General features: G+C 64.1%; 18 protein-coding genes, 1 tRNA gene and 1 pseudogene. 14 read left to right on the top strand and 6 right to left on the bottom strand.

Going from position 1 to position 20,680, the window contains the following annotated elements:
• The first annotated feature begins 704 nt into the window (after window positions 1–704).
• Both ASG57_RS16435 and ASG57_RS36220 read left to right on the top strand, forming a co-directional pair.
• Window positions 705–947: a hypothetical protein gene (locus ASG57_RS16435; protein WP_057196833.1), complete on the top strand. Its 243-nt coding sequence runs from the start codon at window positions 705–707 to the stop codon at window positions 945–947.
• Between the two features lie 18 nt (window positions 948–965).
• Window positions 966–2,051: pseudogene (locus ASG57_RS36220) on the top strand (recombinase family protein); the annotation flags it as partial.
• Window positions 2,052–2,213: 162 nt separating this feature from the next.
• Here the strand turns inward: ASG57_RS36220 and ASG57_RS39830 are convergent.
• Complete coding sequence (locus ASG57_RS39830) at window positions 2,214–2,567, bottom strand: hypothetical protein (RefSeq protein ID WP_349510059.1); 354 nt, start codon at window positions 2,565–2,567, stop codon at window positions 2,214–2,216.
• Between the two features lie 7 nt (window positions 2,568–2,574).
• Window positions 2,575–2,651, bottom strand: a tRNA-Met gene (locus ASG57_RS16425).
• Window positions 2,652–3,021: 370 nt separating this feature from the next.
• Between ASG57_RS16425 and ASG57_RS16420 the strand changes: the two genes are divergently transcribed.
• Window positions 3,022–4,398: a coniferyl aldehyde dehydrogenase gene (locus ASG57_RS16420; RefSeq protein WP_433994137.1), complete on the top strand. Its 1,377-nt coding sequence runs from the start codon at window positions 3,022–3,024 to the stop codon at window positions 4,396–4,398.
• 99 nt (window positions 4,399–4,497) lie between these two features.
• A complete protein-coding gene (locus tag ASG57_RS16415; RefSeq protein WP_024338932.1) occupies window positions 4,498–6,090 on the top strand; it encodes a GMC family oxidoreductase in 1,593 nt (530 codons plus the stop codon).
• Between the two features lie 238 nt (window positions 6,091–6,328).
• Here the strand turns inward: ASG57_RS16415 and ASG57_RS16410 are convergent, their stop codons facing one another.
• Complete coding sequence (locus ASG57_RS16410) at window positions 6,329–7,090, bottom strand: SDR family oxidoreductase (protein WP_024338933.1); 762 nt, start codon at window positions 7,088–7,090, stop codon at window positions 6,329–6,331.
• Between the two features lie 107 nt (window positions 7,091–7,197).
• On the opposite strand from ASG57_RS16410, the gene ASG57_RS16405 reads away from it, so the two are divergent.
• The gene (locus ASG57_RS16405) at window positions 7,198–7,710 is read left to right on the top strand and encodes a CvpA family protein (protein ID WP_024338934.1); all 513 of its coding nucleotides are present in this window, start codon (window positions 7,198–7,200) and stop codon (window positions 7,708–7,710) included.
• A gap of 126 nt (window positions 7,711–7,836) precedes the next feature.
• Window positions 7,837–8,619: an SDR family oxidoreductase gene (locus tag ASG57_RS16400; RefSeq protein ID WP_024338935.1), complete on the top strand. Its 783-nt coding sequence runs from the start codon at window positions 7,837–7,839 to the stop codon at window positions 8,617–8,619.
• A 46-nt stretch (window positions 8,620–8,665) separates the two neighbouring features.
• Here the strand turns inward: ASG57_RS16400 and ASG57_RS16395 are convergent, their stop codons facing one another.
• Window positions 8,666–9,142, bottom strand: coding sequence for a DUF3775 domain-containing protein (locus ASG57_RS16395; protein ID WP_057196856.1), 477 nt, complete (start codon window positions 9,140–9,142; stop codon window positions 8,666–8,668).
• Between the two features lie 125 nt (window positions 9,143–9,267).
• Between ASG57_RS16395 and ASG57_RS16390 the strand changes: the two genes are divergently transcribed.
• From ASG57_RS16390 to ASG57_RS16360, 7 genes are all read left to right on the top strand, one after another.
• Window positions 9,268–10,116, top strand: a complete 849-nt coding sequence (locus ASG57_RS16390; protein ID WP_024338937.1) for an MBL fold metallo-hydrolase — start codon at window positions 9,268–9,270, stop codon at window positions 10,114–10,116.
• Between the two features lie 85 nt (window positions 10,117–10,201).
• The gene (locus ASG57_RS16385; protein ID WP_024338938.1) at window positions 10,202–11,044 is read left to right on the top strand and encodes a fumarylacetoacetate hydrolase family protein; all 843 of its coding nucleotides are present in this window, start codon (window positions 10,202–10,204) and stop codon (window positions 11,042–11,044) included.
• Between the two features lie 136 nt (window positions 11,045–11,180).
• Entirely contained in the window at window positions 11,181–11,792 is a 612-nt protein-coding gene (locus ASG57_RS16380) for a glutathione S-transferase family protein (protein ID WP_024338939.1), read from the top strand.
• 14 nt (window positions 11,793–11,806) lie between these two features.
• Window positions 11,807–12,676 (top strand): MBL fold metallo-hydrolase, encoded by an 870-nt coding sequence (locus tag ASG57_RS16375; protein WP_024338940.1) that lies wholly within the window; start codon window positions 11,807–11,809, stop codon window positions 12,674–12,676.
• A gap of 212 nt (window positions 12,677–12,888) precedes the next feature.
• Window positions 12,889–14,037, top strand: a complete 1,149-nt coding sequence (locus ASG57_RS16370) for an alpha/beta hydrolase (RefSeq protein WP_024338941.1) — start codon at window positions 12,889–12,891, stop codon at window positions 14,035–14,037.
• Window positions 14,038–14,101: 64 nt separating this feature from the next.
• Entirely contained in the window at window positions 14,102–15,073 is a 972-nt protein-coding gene (gene mbfA / locus ASG57_RS16365; RefSeq protein ID WP_024338942.1) for an iron exporter MbfA, read from the top strand.
• Window positions 15,074–15,170: 97 nt separating this feature from the next.
• A complete protein-coding gene (locus tag ASG57_RS16360) occupies window positions 15,171–16,643 on the top strand; it encodes an amidase (protein WP_024338943.1) in 1,473 nt (490 codons plus the stop codon).
• Between the two features lie 132 nt (window positions 16,644–16,775).
• Here ASG57_RS16360 and ASG57_RS16355 read toward each other — a convergent pair whose 3' ends face one another.
• Window positions 16,776–17,864, bottom strand: coding sequence for a Zn-dependent alcohol dehydrogenase (locus tag ASG57_RS16355; protein WP_024338944.1), 1,089 nt, complete (start codon window positions 17,862–17,864; stop codon window positions 16,776–16,778).
• Window positions 17,865–17,909: 45 nt separating this feature from the next.
• Window positions 17,910–19,694 carry an acyl-CoA dehydrogenase family protein gene (locus tag ASG57_RS16350; RefSeq protein ID WP_024338945.1) on the bottom strand — a complete coding sequence of 595 codons (1,785 nt, stop codon included), beginning with the start codon at window positions 19,692–19,694 and terminating at the stop codon, window positions 17,910–17,912.
• Between the two features lie 233 nt (window positions 19,695–19,927).
• Between ASG57_RS16350 and ASG57_RS16345 the strand changes: the two genes are divergently transcribed.
• Window positions 19,928–20,629: an SDR family NAD(P)-dependent oxidoreductase gene (locus ASG57_RS16345; protein ID WP_024338946.1), complete on the top strand. Its 702-nt coding sequence runs from the start codon at window positions 19,928–19,930 to the stop codon at window positions 20,627–20,629.
• The last annotated feature ends 51 nt before the right edge of the window (window positions 20,630–20,680 follow it).

Genomic DNA, 20,680 nt, shown 5'->3' with positions numbered 1-20,680 from the left:
CCCATCCCCGGCGCGTCCGGTCGCTCACAGCATCGGAGTAGCTTGAGGTTCTATTGCTGTCTCCTTGGTGGCGGGAGCGGCAGCATGGGCTTGTCCGCTTGCGGGTATGGGACCGGAGCGCCACCATCCCGTCAATGCCAAGCCGCTCTCGCGGTGGCGCTTCGCGCCAGCATTGACCGGATGTCGTCGCCCCGGTCGTAGCTTATCAAGCTGACTAGGTAGATTGGAGACGCGATCGCGCTCTCATCTCGGAATGGGAGTAGCAGCTGTGAATAAGCCCAAGAGTGAGCCCTCCACCGCAAATTGGATCAATAGCTTAACGTGCCGATCGGCGCCGTCCCCTCCGGGCTCGCGCGATTCGCGTGCCCGCTTCGCGGCTCCCGGCCTTGACCGGATGTCGCCGGCCTGGCGATGGCTCAGCAAGCAGGTAGGGAATGGGGACATCTTGCCGCCAATTCGACGCGATCTTCCAAGAAGCTTTCACCAGAGCAAAAAGGGATTTTTGGTCCAAAATAGAAGGCGCCCCGATAGGACAAAAATGATGACAGCGAAGTTATCAGTGACTTCCAGATCAACCGAAGCGCGCAAGTATTTGCACGACACAGAAGTGCGATACGGCGCGCCAGAACTAGAACTTTTTCGACTGAAGCCCCCGCCCCTATCCAAATCCTTCGGGCTGATTTTCGTTGTGACTGCCCATCGCAATGCTGATGGTGCTCGGCATCCTCACCGTGCAATTGGCCGGATGCAGCGTTCCGATGAAAAAGACGGGCACTCCAGAGCACAAAGATATCGGCCGGTTCAGTGAACCGGAGTTGACCCTTGCGTCACAGGGCTTGAATGGCCCCGATCCGCGCCTCGTCGAATTCGTGCGCTTACTAGCTCGCCGCGCTGCGCGGGAGTGGTTCGGAAAAGTCATCGAGGAGCGTCGTCCGGAACGCTCCTAATTGGCAGGAGATCGTTTCATGAAGATAGCGCTCTACGCCCGCTATTCCACCGACAACCAGCGTGACGCGTCGATCGCTGACCAATTTCGGGTTTGCCGCGGGTACGCTAAAAAGCAAGGTTGGCAAATCGTTGAAGAATATTCAGACCACGCAATTTCCGGCGCGTCGCTGCTGCGCGCGGGCATCCAGGCGCTGATCGCCGACGCTCTGCGGGGTCGGTTCCAGATCGTGCTCGCCGAAGCGATGGATCGGCTCTCCCGCGACCAGGAAGACATCGCCGGGCTTTTCAAGCGAATGATTCACGCCAACGTAAAGATCATCACCTTGTCCGAGGGTGAGGTCACGCATCTCCATGTCGGGCTCAAGGGCACGATGAATGCTCTGTTCCTTAAGGACCTCGCCGACAAGACGCGCCGCGGGCTACGTGGCCGTGTCGAGCTTGGCAAGTCCGGCGGCGGGAATTCTTATGGCTATGACGTCGTCAAGCAATTTCAGGAAAATGGCGAGCCTATCCGAGGCGACCGCGTCATCAACCCAGAAGAAGCCGAGGTGATTCGTCGCATCTTTCGCGACTACGTCGTTGGTAAATCACCAAAGCGGATCGCTGCCGAATTGAACAAGGAGGGTATCTCAGCGCCCAGCGGCGGCGACTGGGGCTTCAGCACCATCAACGGCAACGCCAAGCGCGGTAACGGTATCTTGAACAACGAAATGTACATCGGTCGAATTGTCTGGAACCGGCAACGCTTCGTCAAAGACCCGGATACGGGCAAACGACAGGCGCGACCAAACCCGACCGCTGAGTGGATAGTACAAGATGTGCCAGAGTTGCGCATAGTCGATGACGAACTCTGGACGGCCGCGAAGACAAGGCAGGCTGCTATCAAGACCAAGCGCGGAGAGGACGGCCGCGAAGTGCAGAACAGTTTCCGCGACCGTCGGCGGCCAAGATACATATTCTCCGGTTTGATAAAGTGCGCCTGTTGCGGTAGCGGATATGCCATGATCTCTGCCGACCTCATCGGCTGCTCCACAGCCAGGAACAAGGGAACCTGCGAGAACCGGAGAAGTATCCAGCGCAGTAGGCTTGAGGAGCGGGTATTGAACGCTCTACGATATCATTTGATGGACCCCACGCTGTTTAAGGAATTCTGCGACGAATTCACACGCGAGATGAACCGCCTTCGGATGGAAGGCTCTGCCACGATCGAGGCGGCACGGTCGGAAGTGAGGCGGATCGAGCGTGAGCTGGATAAGCTGCTCGAATTAATTCTCAAGGGCGGAGCAGCGGACAAGATCAACGCCAAGATGGTCCAGCTCGAACATCGGAAGGCTGAGCTTGAGCGGCAGCTGGCTGATGCCGAGACTCCGCCGCCACTTCTCCATCCCGAGATGGCGACGTTCTACCGTGAACAGGTCAGCACTCTCCACACGGCGTTGCAGGATGATTCCGAGGCAACCCGGCTTAAGGCGGGCGAGGTTCTGCGTACCTTGGTGAAGGAGATCATGCTCACCCCCGAGGCCGGCGAGTTGAAGATTGACGTCCGGGGCGATCTTGCCGGGATTTTGGCGGTTTCCCTCAAAACGAAAACCCCGGCCACTGGGGCCGGGGTTTCGCAAGTCGAGATGGTTGCGGGGATAGGATTTGAACCTATGACCTTCAGGTTATGAGCCTGACGAGCTACCGGGCTGCTCCACCCCGCGTTAAACATTTGCACGCCTTCAATAAAAAAGTCCGGAGACGGTCAATTGAGGCCGGCGCTGTTCGCGTGGCTTGGTTGGTCCGTCCCAAAGGCTTCCTTGGAAGGCAATCCCGGGGCAAAGCCCGTCGGTTGCGAGGCGTATGTATCAAGGCGAGGTGCCTTTGGAAAGGGCTGCGGGAACGTTTTTTTCGAGTTTATGACACGCGAATGGAGACAATTCCGGTCTGTTCCGCGCGCTCTTGCCAGAAGTTCCACAAACGGCCAGCCTGCGGCAACAAGATTAAGGCTGAAAACGCCATTCCAGGAGGAACGCCGTGGACAAATCCCTGACGAGCGCCCCGCTACGGGCCCTCGAAGAGGCCTTCCACACCATGGTCGCGCGGTCGCGAGACGAGCCGGCGCCGGGCCTCGCCGAACGACTCGACCGGCTGGCGCGGCTGCGCGCGGTCGTTGCCGACAACGAGGAGCGCTTCCGGCAGGCGATCTCGGCCGATTTCGGCCACCGCTGCGCGGTCGAGACCACCATCGCCGAGACCATGCTGGTGTTCTCGGAGATCCGGCATGCCACAAAGCACCTGAAAGCCTGGATGACGCCGCAGCGCGTCGCGACCGCGCTGCAGTTCCTGCCCGCGCGCAACCGGCTGATGCCGCAGCCGCTCGGTGTGGTCGGCATCATCGCGCCCTGGAATTACCCGCTGCAGCTGACGCTCGCGCCCGCGATCGGCGCCATTGCCGCCGGCAACCGCGTCATGATCAAGCCGAGCGAGCTTGTGCCCCATTTCTCGGCGCTGCTGAAGGAGACGGTCGCGCGACGGTTCGACGCGACGGAGCTGCTGGTGACCGGCATCGAGGACGAGATCGCAAAGGCTTTCGCAAGCCTGCCGTTCGACCACCTCGTGTTCACCGGCTCGACCCGGGTCGGGCGCCTGGTCGCGGAGGCCGCGGGGCGCAATCTCACGCCCGTCACGCTCGAGCTCGGCGGCAAGTCGCCGGCGATCATCGACGCCTCGGCCGATCTCGACGAGGCGGCCGAGCGCATCGCCTACGGCAAGCTGCTCAATGCCGGGCAGACCTGCATCGCGCCGGACTACGTGCTGGTGCCTGAGAGCTCCGTGCAGGCCTTCGCCGAGAAGGTCCGCGCGCAGATGCGGCGCATGTTCGGCGCCGATCCCGCCAACAAGGACTACACCTCCATCATCTCCGATAGGCATTACACGCGGCTCGAAGGCCTCGTTGCGGACGCGGCGCAGCGTGGTGCGAAAATCCTGCAGCCGGCGAAACCTGACGATCCCAACTGGAAGGCCCACCGCAAATTCCCGCCGACGCTGATCATCGGTGCGACCGAAGCGATGGCGGTGATGCAGGAGGAGATCTTCGGCCCGGTGCTGCCGGTGCTCGGCGCGCGCGATCCGGCCGAGGCGATCGCCTTCGTCAACCGCCGCGACCGCCCGCTGGCGCTGTACTGGTTCGGCAAGGACGCAAGCGCGCGGGACGAGGTGCTGGCGCGTACCGTCTCCGGCGGCGTCACGATCAACGATTGCCTGTTCCATTTCACGCAAGTGAACCAGCCGATGGGCGGCGTCGGCGCGTCCGGCACCGGCGCCTATCACGGCGAATGGGGCTTCAAGACCTTTAGCAAGCTGAAGCCGGTGTTCTATCGCTCCAAGTTCAACCGCCTCGCCGATCTCTATCCGCCCTACGGCGGCAAGATCGCAGGGCTGGAGAAGTTGATGCGGTTTATGTCGTAGGGGAGGAGTCGTTCCGGGGCGCGGAGCGAACCCGGAACCTCGAGATTCCGGGTTCGATGCTCCGCATCGCCCCGGAATGACGTAACGGGGGAAACAACATTGACTGACACATTCGATTTCGTCGTCGTGGGCGCGGGCTCCGGCGGCTGCACGGTTGCGGGGCGGCTGTCGGAGGATGCTGGGACATCCGTGGCGCTGCTCGATGCGGGCGGACGCAACGACACATGGCGGATCACCACGCCATTCGGGCTCGCCTTGCCATACAGCGCGGCCAACTGGGCCTTCGACACTGTGCCGCAGAAGGGATTGAACGGCCGTATCGGCTACCAACCGCGCGGCAAGGGCCTCGGCGGCTCATCGGCGGTCAACGCGATGGTCTACATCCGCGGCAACAAATGGGACTACGACCATTGGGCCGCGCTCGGCAACGCCGGCTGGTCGTATGCGGACGTGCTGCCTTACTTCAAGCGCTCTGAGAACAACGCCGATTTCGACGGCGAATATCACGGCAAGGGCGGCCCGCTGCATGTCAACAAGCTGCGCTCGGACAATCCGATCCATGACGTCTTCCATCAGGCGGCGCGCGAGGCGCAGTTCCGCATCCGCGAGGACTTCAATGCCGAGGACCACGAAGGGCTCGGCAGCTACCAGGTAACCCAGCACAATGGCGAGCGCTGGAGCGCGGCGCGCGCTTATCTTGATCCCCACGTTGCCAAGCGCACAAATCTGCGCGTCGAGACGGGCGCGCACGCCACGAAGATCCTGTTCGAAGGCAGCCGCGCGGTCGGAGTCGAATATCTGCAGGGCAAGCAGACAAAGCAGTTGCGCGCCCGCCGCGAGGTGATCCTCGCCGCCGGCGCCTTCCAGTCACCGCAATTGCTGATGTTGTCGGGCGTCGGCGACGGCGATGCGCTTCGAGCGCACGGCATTGGCCTCGTGCATCATCTGCCGGGTGTCGGGCGCAATCTGCAGGACCATCCAGATTTCGTATTCGTCTACGCCTCCGACTATCCCCACTTCGTTCACGCCTCGCTCGGACGGCTGCCGTCCCTGCTGCGCGCAATCCAGCGATATCGCCGTGAACGGCGCGGCTTGATGACCACCAATTTCGCCGAATGCGGCGGCTTCCTGAAGACCCGGCCCGACCTCGACATACCCGACATTCAACTTCACTTCGTCATCGCCATGCTCGACGACCACGGCCGCAAGAAGCACAAGGAGGCGGGCTTCTCCTGCCATGTCTGCCTGCTCAGGCCGAAGAGCCGCGGCAGCGTATGGCTGAAGAGCGCAGATCCGCTCGCAGCGCCCATGATCGATCCGAATTTCCTCGGCGAGGAAGAGGATGTCGAGGCGATGGTCGCAGGCTTCAAGACGACGCGACGGCTGATGGAGACGCCTGCGCTGCGCGCACTGCAGAAGAAGGACATGTTCACGTCCGACGTGAGAACCGACGACGATATCCGCGCCATCCTGCGCGCGCGCGTCGACACCGTCTATCACCCCGTCGGCACCTGCAGGATGGGGGCGGACGCGATGGCTGTGGTCGATCCGGCGCTGAAGGTGCGCGGGGTGGAGGGATTGCGCGTCGTCGACGCCTCGATCATGCCGACGTTGATCGGCGGCAACACCAACGCGCCGACGATCATGATCGGGGAGAAGGCGGCGGACATGATCCGGGAGGAGATGCGATAGCTTCCTCTCTTGCGCCATTGCGAGCCAACGGGTCCGCGCGAAGCGCGGCCCGATGACAGGCTCCGCGAAGCAATCCAGAATCCTCCCGCGGAAAGACTCCAGATTGCTTCGCTGCGCTCGCAATGACGGTGCGGATGGGTACCGTGCGAGTGCCAACGATCTCGCCTCGCGGAGAGTCCCTTTCGGGAACTCTGTCGCAAATTCCGACCTTTTCCCCAGGCCGGGAGGCGAAGTGCGCTCAATTCAGCAGGAATCCGCCGTCCACCGTCACCACACTCCCTGTCATGTACCGCGACGCCCGTGACGCCAGCAGCAGGATCGCGCCGTCGAGATCGGACTCGGCACCGACCCGGCGCTGGGGGATGCGTTTGGCGAGGCGCTCGCCGGCCGGCGTCGACCAGAACGCATGGTTCATTTCGGTGTCGATGTAGCCGGGCGCAAGCGCGTTGATGCGGATGTTCTGGCCCGCAAGCTCCAGCGCCATCGCTTTGGTCGCCTGGATGATGCCGGCCTTGGAGATCGCGTAGGGCGAGACCGCCTTGAGCACGCCGGTGCCGAGCACCGAGGCGATGTTGACGATGTTGCCGGGCTGCTTGCGCGCGATCATGCGGCGGGCGACTTCCGTCGCGAGGAAATAGGCGCCCTTGAGGTTGGCGCCGATCACCGCGTCCCAGTCCGCCTCGGTCTGCTCGGTCGCGAGCTTCTCGATGGCGATGCCGGCATTGTTGATCAGCACGGTGACGGGCCCGAGCGCAGCTTCGACGGCATCGACAGCCTTGGCGATCGAGCCCGTGTCGGTGACGTCGAGCGCGACCGCAACGGCACGGCCGCCCTTGCCGCGGATCTCCTCCTCCAGGCTCTTCAGCTTCTCGGTCTGCCGGGCGGCGAGCGCGACGGCGGCGCCATGCGCCGCGAGCACCCGGGCAAATTGCCGGCCCAGCCCCTGGCTCGCGCCCGTGACGAGGATGGTTTCTTGACTGACGTCGAACAAGTCTGACATTGGCGGTAACCTCTAGGCTTTCCGCCATCAATACAGACGATTTTAACGATCCGAAACCGGAATGATCGGCTTGGCGTTCATCGTTCCATCGTGGCAGGGTTGTGCCCATGAACAGTTTCGATCTTGCCGTCTATGCCGCGCTCGCCGTCGCGGTCGGATTCGGCTTCAGGACCGGCCTGCTGCGCAGCGCCATGACCATCCTCGCCTATCTCATCGCCGCGCCGATCGCCGTGGCGCTGATGCCGCTGATCGCGCCGCAGATTGCAGGCAATCCGAACTCGCCGATGCTTCAGAACTGGATCTGGTTCTTCGGCATCTTCGTGATCGTCGGCATGCTGTTCGGCCATATCGGCCGCGTCGCGCTGAACGACACCATCGGTGAGGCCGGGATCGGCGACCGGCTCGGCGGCGCCGCGCTCGGCGCCATCAGGGTGGGCCTCGTCGCCACCACGCTGGTGCTGGTGTTCGACCAGATCGTGCCGGCCAACCGCCAGCCGCCGTTTCTCGCGGGCTCGCATCTGCGGCCGATGTTTTCGGCCGCCGGTCAGATGGGCTTCAAGTCGCTGCCGCCGGAGGCCGCCGCTGCGATCGACCGGCTCAAGCAGGAGCGGCGCATCTGATGGAATGCATATGCATCGCAGCGGCGAGGCGCATGCATTTTGGCGCGATCGTCTCCCTTATCAGCGGCGCCACAGTTGGCTAAGGTGGCCGCCGTCCAAAACTGCCTGACATCACGGAGTGAAACAGTGGATCTTGGGATCAAGGGTCGCCGCGCCATCGTCTGCGCATCCAGCAAAGGCCTCGGGCGCGCCTGCGCCTTCTCGCTGGCGGAGGCCGGCGTTCATGTCACGCTGACGGCGCGAGGCGCCGAAGCGCTGAAGAAAACGGCCGATGAGATCCGCAAAGCCTATCCCGAGGTGACGGTCACCGAGATCGTCGGCGACATCACGACGCCGGCCGGACGCGAGGCGGTGCTGAAGGCCTGCCCCGAGCCGGATATCCTGATCAACAATGCCGGCGGCCCGCCGCCCGGCGATTTCCGCAACTGGACCCGCGACGACTGGATCAAGGCGATCGACGCCAACATGCTCACTCCCATCGAACTGATCAAATCGACTGTGGACGGCATGATGGATCGCAAGTTCGGCCGCATCGTCAACATCACCTCGGCGGCGGTGAAGGCGCCGATCGACATCCTCGGCCTCTCCAACGGCGCGCGCGCCGGCCTCACCGGCTTCATCGCCGGCCTGTCGCGCAAGACGGTGATCAACAACGTCACCATCAACGGCCTGCTGCCGGGCCCGTTCGAGACCGATCGCCTCACCACCACCGCAAAGGGCGAAGCCGACAAGCGCGGCGTCACGCCGCAGCAGATCCTGGCCGAGCGCGCCAAGCTCAACCCGGCCGGCCGCTTCGGCCAGCCCGACGAGTTCGGCTATGCCTGCGCCTTCCTGTGCGGCGCCAAGGCCGGCTTCATCACCGGGCAGAACATCCTGCTGGATGGTGGTGCGTTCCCGGGGACGCTCTGACCTGCCCCTGCTCTCTCCCCTGCGGGGAGAGAGCACGCGTCCAGCATCACCGCTGCTTGGTCGGCTCGTCTTCGTCCTGCTGGCTGGGACCGGACGAATCGGCCGTGGTGCGCTCGCCGGTCCAGTCGATGCCGAACTCCTCGAGCCCGTTGGCGAGCAGGTCGCCCAGCATGGGATCGCCGAGCAGATAGTGCACCGTTTCACGTCGCGGGCTGCGATACTCACCCCGCGCCTCGACGGCGCGGGCCCGCAGATCGTCCCAATCATCGATCGTGCCGTCGCCGCGACCAAGCCAGGTCAGCGCGACGAGATCAACCTGCTCGTCCTCGTTCAAGGCGATCATGAAGCTTCCAAGCTCGTTGACCACAGGGTCGGAGCCATCATCCTCGAGAACATCGAGCGCATCGTCATCGCTCGGGTTCGAGCCGGAATCCGGATCGGACTCCCCCTCCTTGACGTCGAATTCGCGCGCCTTCTCGATGATGAAGGCGACCTTCTCAGCGGAAATCGTCAGTTCGGGCATGGCTCTCTCTTCGGCGTCTTCCTCGGTTCCCGCGATAACGCCGCATCGCGTCAGATGATCCATTGCGCTTGGTGGCGGAAAACCGCATGTTCCGGCACCATAACAGCAAGAAGGGAGGATAGCGGATGCAGTGGAAGGTGGGCAGGGTCAAAATCACCAAAGTGGTGGAATTGGAGACGGTCGGCTCGACCCGCTTCATCCTGCCGCTCGCGACCAATGAGGAAATCTGCAAGCTGCCCTGGCTGACCCCGCATTTCGCCACCGAAGAAGGCCGGTTGAAAATGTCGATCCATTCGCTGGTGGTGGAGACGCCCGGCAAGCGGATCGTGGTCGATACCGGCCTTGGCAACGACAAGCAGGGCCGCAACGTCCCGACCTGGAACAACCGCAGCACGCCGTTTCTGGAGACGATGACGGTGGCGGGCTTTCCGCCCGACAGCATCGACACCGTATTGTGCACGCATCTTCATGTCGATCACGTCGGCTGGAATACGAAGCTGTCCGGCGGCAAATGGGTGCCGACCTTCCCGAAGGCGCGCTACGTCTTCGGCAAGAGCGAATACGAACATTGGCGCGACCATTCGACCGAGCCCGACAAGCAGGCCGTGTTCGCCGATTCCGTGCAGCCGATCGTCGATGCCGGCAAGGCCGATCTGGTCTCAAGCGATCACCGGCTCTGCGACGAGATCAGCATGATCCCGACCGCGGGCCACAGCCCCGGCCATATGAGCATTCTGATCCAGTCGGACGGCGAGCAGGCCCTGCTCACCGGCGACGTTGCGCACCATCCCTGCCAGATGGCGCATCTCGACTGGTCCTCGACCGCCGATTCCGACCAGGCGCAATCCGCCGCGACGAGGGCGGCCCTATTCGGCCGCTTTGCGGATACGCCGACGCTGGTGATCGGCGGGCACTTTTCGGCTGGACACATCAGGCGCGAGGGCGAGGCGTTCAGGTTCGTGGCGCTGGGGTGATCCCTGTTCTGAACGGTTGAATTTCCGGCCGCCCTGTTCCATGAAGCTGTTAACCGATCGGTCCAATTTCCAGGGAGAAACGAGAATGAAGCTTGTTCGTTACGGCGAGAAGGGTGCGGAAAAGCCCGGCCTGATCGACAAATCCGGCCAATTGCGCGACCTGTCGGCGCATGTGAAGGACCTCACCGGCGAGGCCTATTCGCCGGAATCGCTGAAGAAGCTGGCGGCGCTCGATCCCGCCTCGCTGCCCGCCGTGTCCGGCAAGCCGCGGTTCGGCGCGCCCGTCACCGGAATCTCGAAATTCGTTGCGATCGGTCTCAACTACAGCGACCATGCCAAGGAGACCGGCGCCGAGATTCCGAGCGAGCCGATCATCTTCATGAAGGCCAACACTTCGCTGTCGGGCCCGAACGATCCGGTCGAAAAGCCGCGCGGCTCCACCAAGCTCGACTGGGAGGTCGAGATCGCAGCGATCATCGGCACCCGTGCGAAATACGTCTCGGAAGCCGACGCACTCAACCATGTCGCCGGCTACTGCGTCTGCAATGACGTCTCCGAGCGCGCCTTCCAGATCGAGCGCCTCGGCCAGTGGACCAAGGGCAAGTCGCACGACACGTTCGGCCCGCTCGGGCCGTGGCTCGCGACCAAGGACGAGATCAAGGACGTGCAGAACCTGTCGATGTGGCTCGACGTCAACGGCCAGCGCCGCCAGACCGGCTCGACCAAGACCATGATCTTCTCCATGGCCAAGTGCATCTCCTATGTCTCGCAGTTCATGACGCTCTTGCCCGGCGACATCGTCACCACCGGCACCCCGCCCGGCGTCGGCCTCGGCATGAAGCCGCCGACCTTCCTCAATGTCGGCGACGTCGTCACGCTCGGCATCGAAGGGCTCGGCGAGCAGCGCCAGGAGATCATCGCGGCTTAGGGCGCTCCGGCCCTCTCCACGTCATTGCGAGCGAAGCGAAGCGATCCAGAATCCCTCTGCGGCGACACTCTGGATTGCTTCGTCGCTTCGCTCCTCGCAATGACGAAGCAAAACGTTCAATTGTGGGATACTCTCCATGAAGCTCACCTTCTCCCCCGCCTCACCCTTCGCCCGCAAGGTGCGCATTGCCGCGATCGAGCTCGGGTTGATCGACAAGATCGAGTTCGTGCCCGCGGCGGTCACGCCGGGCACCGCCAACGAGGACTATTCGCGCATCACGCCGCTGAAGAAGCTGCCGGTGCTGATCACCAACGACGGGGACGTCATCCTGGATTCCTACGTCATCGTCGAATATCTCAACGAGATGGCCGGCGGCAGCCTGATCCCGGATTACGGCCCGCGGCGCTGGAAGGCGAAGACCAACCACTCCCTGATCAACGGCATGCTCGATTCCATGCTGCTGTGCCGCTACGAGAAGATGGTGCGCCCGCAAGGCCTGCAATGGCAGGCCTGGTCGGACGACCATTGGAACAGGGCCTGGACCGGCATGGCGCGTTTCGAGAACATGCCGGAGGTGCTGAACGGCCCGTTCGACATCTCGCAGATCGGCCTCGTTTGCGTGCTCGGCTATGCCGACTTCCGCTTCGCCGATTGCGGCTGGCGCAAGGCCTATCCGAAGCTCGATGCCTTCCACCAGAAGATGCTGGAGCGGCCTTCCGTTAAGATCTCGGTCCCGCCGGCGGCATAACCCGCGGAGTTCTCATGAGCCTCAAGTTTTCGGTCGGCGATCTCACCATCCATCGCGTCATCGAGCAGGAAACATCGTTCGTCCCGGCGCTGGAGATGCTGCCGGGATTGACAGCGGAAGTGCTGGCCGAGAACCGGGGCTGGATGCGCGAGGCAAGGGCGCTGGACGAGCAGGATGTGCTGCTGCTCTGCTTCCAGTCCTACGTCGTGAAGACTCCGCACCACACCATCCTGATCGACAGCTGCATCGGCAACGACAAGCCGCGGCCGCAGCGGCCGAAATGGAACATGAAGACCGACGACGCCTATCTGCGTGCGCTCGGCGCCGCCGGCTTCACAGTCGACGACATCGACTTCGTGATGTGCACGCATCTGCATGTCGACCACGTCGGCTGGAACACGCGGCTGCTGAACGGCCGCTGGGTGCCGACCTTCCCCAAGGCGCGCTACGTCTTCGCCAGACAGGAATTCGATCACTGGTCGGCGCAGAACGCGAAGACGGAGATCCCGCCCTTCGTCGACAGCGTATTGCCGGTGGTCGAGGCAGGGCGCCACGAGCTCGTCGGCAACGATCACCAGATCGGCGACCACGTGCGCATCCTGCCGACGCCCGGCCACACGCCGGGCCATATCGCCATCACGATGGGCCGCAGCAAGGACGATGCGGTGTTTTCCGGCGACCTCATGCACTCACCGCTGCAGACGCTCCATCCGGAGCTGTCGATCAAGTTCGACGTCGATCCGGCCGCGGCGGCGAAGACGCGCCGCAGCTTCCTGGAGCGCTATTGCGACACCGACACGCTGTGCTGCACCGCGCATTTTCCGTCACCGTCGGTGGGAAAGATCAGGCGCAAGGGCAACGGGTTCGTCTGCGCTGCGGTGTAATCCAGCGCGGCTCGCGCCGCGAACTCCCATCCTCCCCTGGAGGGGGACGATCAGTTCGCATTCAGCGAAGCGGAATGAGAACCGGGGTGGGGTGGTGGTCTATCCGCGTTAGACGCTCCCCGTGTTGAGAGATCACCCCACCCCGCTCGCGCTTCGCGCGATCGACCCTCCCCCTCCAGGGCAGGGTAAGAGACGGCCTCACGGAGGAAACGATGACCGCACTCCCCGACATTCCCCTGCCCGCCGGCATCCGCTCGCGTTATGTCGACGGCATCAACGGCCTGCGCGTACATGTGTTGGAGGCCGGCTTCGAGACCAAGGGCCGACCTTGCGTCCTCCTGCTGCACGGCTTTCCCGAGCTTGCCTTCTCCTGGCGCAAGGTGATGCCGGCGCTAGCTGCGGCCGGCTACCACGTGATCGCGCCGGACCAGCGCGGCTATGGCCGGACGACCGGATGGAGTGCGGATTACGACGGCGATCTCGCGCCGTTCTCGCTCCTCAACCTCGTGCGCGATGCGGTCGCCCTGGTGTCGGCCTTCGGTTACCGACAGGTCGATGTGGTTGGGCACGATTTCGGCAGCCCGGTCGCGGCGTGGTGTGCGCTGATCAGGCCGGACGTGTTTCGTTCGGTGACGATGATGAGCGCGCCGTTCGGGGGCCCGCCGCCGCTGCCGTTTGGCACAGTCGATGCGCCGGCCACGCCTGCGATCGAAGACCCCGTGCATCGCGACCTCGCGGCGCTACCGCGGCCGCGCAAACACTACCAATGGTACTATTCGACACGCGAGGCCAATGCCGACATGCAGCAGGCGCCGCAAGGCGTGCATGATTTCCTCCGTGCCTATTATCATCACAAGAGCGCGGACTGGGCCGACAACAAGCCGTATCCGCTGCAATCGTGGTCGGCGCAGGAGCTGGCGAAGCTGCCGACTTATTACGTCATGGACCAGAAGGAGACGATGGCGGAGACGGTTGCGAAGGAGATGCCGTCGCCGGCCGCGATCGCCGCCAACCAATGGCTGCCTGAGGGCGAGCTTGCCTATTACAGCGCCGAGTATTGCCGCACCGGATTCCAGGGCGGGCTGCAATGGTATCGCTACGGCACGTCGGGGACGCTGAACAACGAGATGCAATTGTTCGCGGGGCGCAGCATCGACGTGCCCTCCTGCTTCATCGCAGGCAAGCAGGATTGGGGCACTTATCAGCGTCCGGGCGTGTTCGAAACGATGCAGGCGCGCGCCTGCACAAAGATGCTCGGCTGCCATCTCGTCGACGGCGCCGGACACTGGGTGCAGCAGGAGCAGCCGGCCGAGGTGAGCCGGCTGCTGCTCGATTTCCTCGCCAGGGCCGGCACGGCCTGATTTGACCGGGAACGCCCGCGACCTGTATAATTTAGAACCATTCTAAATTGAGAACAGGCCCGCCGTGAAGACTTTTGCCGATCTCACCGAGCGCGAGGTGCTCGCGGTCGCAATCTCCTCCGAGGAGGAGGACAGCCGCATCTACATGACCTTCGCCGAGGATCTGAAGGAGCGCTACCCGGACTCGGCGAAACTGTTCGAGCAGATGGCCGAGGAGGAGCGCGGCCATCGTCACATGCTGCTGGAATTGTACGAGCAGCGCTTCGGCCAGCATCTGCCGCCGATCCGGCGAGAGGACGTCAAGGGCTTCCTGCGCCGCCGCCCGATCTGGCTGACCAAGAACCTGCCGCTCGACACGATCCGGAAGGAAGTCGAGACCATGGAGCTCGAGGCCGAGCGCTTCTACGCCAAGGCGGCCGAGCAGGCCGAGGATGTCAACGTGCGCCGGCTGCTCGGCGATCTCGCCGAAGCCGAGAAGAACCACGAGCATACCGCAGCCAGGCTGACCGACGAGATCCTCAAGCCCGACGTGCGCGCCGAGGAGGACCGGACGCGGCGGCGCATGTTCGTGCTGCAATATGTGCAACCGGGCCTCGCCGGCCTGATGGACGGATCGGTTTCGACACTGGCGCCGCTGTTCGCGGCCGCCTTCGCCACGCACCAGAACTGGCAGACCTTCCTGGTCGGCCTCGCCGCTTCGATCGGCGCTGGCATCAGCATGGGCTTTGCAGAAGCGCTATCCGATGACGGTTCGCTCACGGGACGAGGCTCGCCCTGGCTGCGCGGCATCACCTGCGGCGCGATGACGACGCTCGGCGGCCTCGGCCACACCGCGCCCTATCTGGTGCCCGACAGCTGGGCCAACGCGTTCTGGATCGCGACGGCAATCGCCTGCGTCGTCGTGTTCTTCGAATTGTGGGCGATCGCCTTCATCCGCTCGCGCTACATGGACACGCCGTTCCTCCAGGCCGTGTTCCAGATCGTGCTCGGCGGCGCCATCGTGCTGGCGGTGGGCATCGTGATCGGGGCGGCGTAGCTTCTGCAGTCCGTCGCATGGCAAGCGCGATCAAACGTCGGTTGCGGCATTCGGCCAGACTGCGCATCATCCTTCGACAAAGAAAGGGAGATGCGGCGTGGCCAAATCGGAATGGAGTTTCAAGAGCGCGGTCGAGCTGTCTGCTGCACTGACCGCAAAGAAGGTCTCGGCGGTCGAGCTCACACGGGATGCGATCGAGCGCATCGAACGGCACGACGGCAGGATCAACGCGATCTGCGTGCGCGATTTCGATCGCGCGCTTGAGGCAGCACGCGCGGCGGACGCGGCGCTGGCGCGCGGCGAGCGCAAGCCGCTGCTCGGCCTGCCCATGACGGTGAAGGAATCCTACAACGTCGCCGGCCTGCCGACGACCTGGGGCATTCCCGCGCAAAAGGACTTCATCGCCAAGGAGGACGCGCTGCCGGTCACGCGGGTGAAGGACGCCGGCTCGATCGTGATCGGCAAGACCAACGTGCCGCTCGGGCTCGGCGACTGGCAGAGCTACAACGACATCTACGGCACCACCAACAACCCCTACGATCTCGGTCGTACGCCGGGCGGCTCCTCCGGCGGCTCGTCGGCAGCCCTCGCCGCAGGCTACGGTCCGCTGTCGATCGGCTCGGACATTGGCGGCTCGCTGCGCGTCCCGGCCTTTCATTGCGGCATCTACGCCCACAAGCCGACCTTCAACCTCGTTGCGATGCGCGGCCACACGCCGCCGCCACTGCCGCCTCTGCCGTTCGAGCGCGACCTCTCCGTGATCGGCCCGATGGCGCGCAGCGCGGTCGATCTCTCGCTCGTGCTCGACGTGATGGCGGGACCCGATCCGCTCGATGCCGGCATCGCCTACCGTCTCGAACTGCCGCCAGCCAGGCACACCGCATTCAGGGATTTCCGCGTTCTGGTGATCGACACCGATCCGGTGATGCCGACCGACGCCGTGGTACGCGGCAGCATCAACGCGCTCGCAGACAAGCTCGCCAAGGCAGGCGTGAAGATCGGGCGCAGCAGCCCGCTGCTGCCGGATTTTGCCGCGTCGTCTCGGCTCTATATGCGCATGCTGATGTCGTTCCTGGGCGCGACCTTCGCACCCGACATCTATGCCGGCGCCAGGGCGGCCGCAGCCGCGCTGCCGGAGAGCGACAACAGTCTCGCCGCCGAGCGGTTGCGCGGCATCGCGCTCAGCCATCGCGACTGGCAGGCCGCAAACGGCGGGCGCACGCGGTTGCGCGCGCAATGGCGCGAGCTGTTCAAGAGCTTTGATGCGGTGATCTGCCCGGTGATGCCGACGCCGGCCTTTCCGCACGACCATGCGCCGGACCAGGAGCAGCGCCGCATCAGCATCGACGGCACGGCGCATGTCTACACCGACCAGCTCGCCTGGCCGGGCATCGCGACCCTGCCCGGTCTACCCTCGACCGCGATCCCGACCGGCTTTGCGCCCGACGGCCTGCCGGTCGGCGTTCAGATCGTCGGCCCCTGGCTGGAGGACCGTACGCCACTGAAGCTCGCAGAGCTGATCGAGCGCGAATTCGGCGGGTTCAAGCCGCCGAGGATGTTCGATGATTAGCGGTCTTCGCCATTGCGAGCGCAGCGAAGCAACCCAGAAATACATCCGCAGAATGAGCCTGGATTGCTTCGTCGCTGCGCGCTCCTCGCAATGCGAATCGCCGCCTTCGCGGGCGATGACGGCGATCATGCCTCAGTTGTCGAACACGATCACGCTGCGCAGCGTCTTGCCGGCTTTCATGTTGGCAAAGCCCTCGTTGATCTCGGACAGCTTCAATTTCGCCGAGATCCAGTCTTCCAGGTGCAGTCGTCCGCGCAGGTAGAAATCGACCAGGCGCGGCATGTCGACGCGGAAATGATTGGAGCCCATCGAGGAGCCCTGGATCCTGCGCTCGCGCAGGAAGTCGAAGCCGTGCAGCTCGATCTTCTGACCGAACGGGATCATGCCGACGATGGTGGCGGTGCCGCCGGAAGCGAGCATCGCGAAAGCCTGCTCGGCGGTCTCCTTGCGGCCGAGCACCTCGAAGGAATGATGCACGCCGCCATTGGTGAGATCGCGCACCTGCTTCACGACGTCACCGTCGGCCGGATTGATGATGTCGGTGGCGCCCAGCTTGGTCGCGAGCTGCAGCTTGGCCGGATTGGTGTCGATGGCGATGATGCGGCCGGCGCCGGCGATCTGCGCGCCGTTGATCGCGGCCATGCCGACGCCGCCGCAGCCGATCACCGCCACGGTCTCGCCGGCCGTCACCTTCGCCGTGTTCACCACCGCGCCGTACCCGGTGATGACGCCGCAGCCGATCAACGCGGCGAGATCGAGCGGCATCTCCTTGCGAATCTTGACGATGGCGTTCTCGTGCACGAGCATCTGCTCGGCGAAGGACGAGAGATTGAGGAACTGGTGCAGCTTCTCGGGCTTCGACCACTGCATCCGGTTGGAGGCGCCCGGCAGCATCTTCACCGTGGTGTCGGTGCAGAGCACGGTGCGGCCCGTTGTACAATTGTCGCAGGTGCCGCAGAACACGGAGAGGCAAGTGACGACGTGATCGCCCGGCTTCACGTAAGTCACATCCGAGCCGACCTGCTCGACAACGCCAGCCGACTCATGACCGAGCACCGCAGGCAGCGGGTGCGGATACAGCCCTTCCATGAAATGCAGGTCGGAGTGACAGAGCCCGGCGACCGCGGTGCGGATCAACACCTCGCGCGGGCCGGGCTTCGGCAGGCTGATGTCCTCGATGACGAGCGGCTGGTTGACTTCGTAGAGGACGGCGGCCTTCATCGAGCACTCCCTATCGCGCTTTTATGGTTTGACGTGGAGCGCAGCCTACGCCGCCAGAACCAGTTCGCCAACCTCGCTCATGCCGGCCGCGCTGTCGCCAAGCAGCAGCGCGGCAATCTGCGCTTGCGCGGTATTTTCCGCCAGCCGGAACGGATCGCTCGGCAGCACGCGATGATCGATCACGAGGCGTGACAGCAGCAAGCGGCGCGCGTCGCCGCGCATGGCGTGGATGCGATGCGCCTCCCAGGCGAATGCCACGGCGCTGGCGACGTGATAGAGGACGCTCGTGGCGCGACGCGCATCCGCCTCGTTCTCGGCCTTTCCGGCGACCTCGCGCGCAAAACCCACGGCACGATCGACCAGGCCGCGCAGCCTGTCGCGCCAGGCCTGCGGCACGGACGGACTGTCATCGAGCCGGGCATGAAGATCAGCTGATAGCGCAGATTCCGCTCCATGACGGCCGACCGCGCGACGGAGCGCGTCGATCGCGACGATGTTGCCGGTGCCTTCCCAGACCGACCCAAGATGGGCATCGCGCAGCAGGCGGGCGGTGGCGAACTCCTCGATATAGCCGATGCCGCCGCGCATCTCGAGCGCATCGCCGCAGACCTTTCGCGCATCGCGCGTGGCGCGGAATTTCAGCGTCGGGGTGAGGATGCGCAGGAGCGCCGCCGCATCCTGACTGCCCGCTTCGGCGCGATCGAGCGCATCCGCCGTCAAGAAGCTCATCGACAGCGCCTGCTCGACCGGCAGCATGATCTTCAGCATCTGTCGTCGCCCGAGGGGCAGATCGATGATGCGTTGACCGAACACCACGCGGTTCTTCGCCACGGTCATCGCGTCATGATAGGCGCGGCGCATCAGCGCGGCGGATTTGACGCCGTTGGAGAGGCGGGACGAGTTCACCATCTCCGCCATCTGCACGAAGCCGCGGTCGAGCTTGCCGACGGCATGGGCGATGGCGCCTTCGAGCTTGATCTCACCAGATGCCATCGAGCGCGTGCCGAGCTTGTCCTTGAGGCGCACGATCCGGTAGTGGTTCTGCGTGCCGTCGTCGAGGAAGCGCGGCATCAGGAACAGGCCGACGCCGCGCGTGCCGGGGCCCGCCCCTTCGGGGCGCGCGAGCAGCATCACCACCTTGGCATCGGCGTTCGAGCAGAACCATTTTTCGCCATAGAGGCGCCAATGGTCACCCTCCTGCACCGCGCGCGTGGTCAGCGTGCCGACGTCGGAGCCGCCCTCCTTCTCGGTCATGAACTGGCCGCCCTGAGTCAGCTTGCTCATGTCGGTCGAGGTCAGACCATCCAGATACTTCGCTTTCAGCGCGTCGCTGCCGAAGTTCGCCAGCAGCTTTGCGCAGCCATCCGTGACGTTGATCGGGCAGCCCATGCCGAATTCGGTCTGGTTGAACAGGAAGGTGAAGGCGTGCTTGGCCACCACGGGATATTTGTCCGGCCAGCCCATGATGCCCTTGCGGATCGAGAGCGCGTGGATGCCGAATTCGCCGAACGCGGCGTTCTCCAGCTCACGATAGGCCGGATGGTATTCGATCCACTGCACGTCGCGGCCGAACTTGTCGCGCTGGTGCAGAATGGGCGTGTGCCGGTCGGCAAGCCGCGCGCATTCGTCGAGCCGGCCGCCGGCGAGCTCGCCGAGACGATCGAGATGCGGCTCGATGTGGCGGAACAGATGGTCCGGTAGATGGATGCGGAGCAGGTCCGTCAGCGCCGGATCGGCACGGTAGAAATTCATGCCTGACGTATCGGGCGCCAGCAGGCCGGATGGTGCGGCCGCGATATCTTGTGGCTGCGCTGTGACCGGCTTGTGCATGATCGTCCTCTTCGTTTCCGTCCGACGGCAATTCTTAGGGCTTGCCGCGCTCGATGATGTCGATCATGCTCCAGGCGCGGATAGCGATAAAGCCGCAAATTGTCAGGGCGGCATGATCGCCGCGGAGGAGCAATTCGCTCTGCGGAACTGTGATCGCGCGGCCCAACGCTTCGGCTGGTTGTCCGCACCGACCATGCCTAGATCAACGGCTCCCCTTTCCGAGAGATCGCGCCATGGAACACCCAACATACAAGATCGCCCTCATCGTCGGCGTCGGCGAAGGCCTGAGCGCGTCGCTGGCGAGGCTGCTCTCAGCCCAGAACATTCGCGTCGCCCTTGCTGCGCGCAAGATCGAGAAGCTGGGCGCGCTCTGCGCCGAGACCGGCGCGAAAGCCTATGCCTGCAACGCCACCGATCCCGAGGAGGTCGAGCGGCTGTTCGGGCTCGTCGAGCGCGAGATCGGAACGCCGGACCTCGTCGTCTACAACGCCAGCGGCCGCACGCGCGGGCCGCTCGTCGACCTCATTCCGGCCGACGTTGCGCAGGCGATTGCGGTCAGCGCCTATGGCGGCTTCCTGGTTGCTCAGCAGGCAGCCAAGCGCATGCTGCCGAACAAGCATGGCGCGATCCTGTTCACCGGGGCTTCGGCCAGCGTCAAGGGGTATGCGCAGTCGGCCCCGTTCGCGATGGGCAAGTTCGCGCTGCGGGGGCTCGCGCAGAGCATGGCGCGCGAATTGTCGCCGCTAGGCATCCATGTCGCGCATTTCGTCGTCGACGGCGGCATCAGGAGTGCCGCGCGAAGCGAACCGGCGGACAAGCCGGATTCGATGCTTGATCCCGACGCGATCGCGCAGAGCTACTGGAATGTGTTGCAGCAGCCGCGCAGCGCCTGGAGCTGGGAGCTGGAGCTGCGACCCTGGGTGGAGAAGTTTTGAACCGAGCCAACAACATCCGTCATTGCGAGGAGCGAAGCGACGAGGCAATCC

Origin of the sequence: Bradyrhizobium sp. Leaf396, from assembly GCF_001424605.1 — a bacterium.
Taxonomy (GTDB): Bacteria; Pseudomonadota; Alphaproteobacteria; order Rhizobiales; family Xanthobacteraceae; genus Bradyrhizobium; species Bradyrhizobium japonicum_C.
Note: the sequence above shows the minus strand (reverse complement) of the source record. Positions and strands in the feature narration are given on the sequence as shown.

Bases quoted from the DNA above. Each gene is read 5' to 3' on its own strand.
- ASG57_RS16435 (WP_057196833.1), top strand. From the start codon at position 705: ATGCTGATGGTGCTCGGCATCCTCACCGTGCAATTGGCCGGATGCAGC.
- ASG57_RS16420 (WP_433994137.1), top strand. From the start codon at position 3,022: ATGGTCGCGCGGTCGCGAGACGAGCCGGCGCCGGGCCTCGCCGAACGA.
- ASG57_RS16410 (WP_024338933.1), bottom strand. From the start codon at position 7,090: ATGTCAGACTTGTTCGACGTCAGTCAAGAAACCATCCTCGTCACGGGC.
- ASG57_RS16405 (WP_024338934.1), top strand. From the start codon at position 7,198: ATGAACAGTTTCGATCTTGCCGTCTATGCCGCGCTCGCCGTCGCGGTC.
- ASG57_RS16395 (WP_057196856.1), bottom strand. From the start codon at position 9,142: ATGCCCGAACTGACGATTTCCGCTGAGAAGGTCGCCTTCATCATCGAG.
- ASG57_RS16390 (WP_024338937.1), top strand. From the start codon at position 9,268: ATGCAGTGGAAGGTGGGCAGGGTCAAAATCACCAAAGTGGTGGAATTG.
- ASG57_RS16385 (WP_024338938.1), top strand. From the start codon at position 10,202: ATGAAGCTTGTTCGTTACGGCGAGAAGGGTGCGGAAAAGCCCGGCCTG.
- ASG57_RS16380 (WP_024338939.1), top strand. From the start codon at position 11,181: ATGAAGCTCACCTTCTCCCCCGCCTCACCCTTCGCCCGCAAGGTGCGC.
- ASG57_RS16375 (WP_024338940.1), top strand. From the start codon at position 11,807: ATGAGCCTCAAGTTTTCGGTCGGCGATCTCACCATCCATCGCGTCATC.
- ASG57_RS16370 (WP_024338941.1), top strand. From the start codon at position 12,889: ATGACCGCACTCCCCGACATTCCCCTGCCCGCCGGCATCCGCTCGCGT.
- ASG57_RS16355 (WP_024338944.1), bottom strand. From the start codon at position 17,864: ATGAAGGCCGCCGTCCTCTACGAAGTCAACCAGCCGCTCGTCATCGAG.
- ASG57_RS16350 (WP_024338945.1), bottom strand. From the start codon at position 19,694: ATGCACAAGCCGGTCACAGCGCAGCCACAAGATATCGCGGCCGCACCA.
- ASG57_RS16345 (WP_024338946.1), top strand. From the start codon at position 19,928: ATGGAACACCCAACATACAAGATCGCCCTCATCGTCGGCGTCGGCGAA.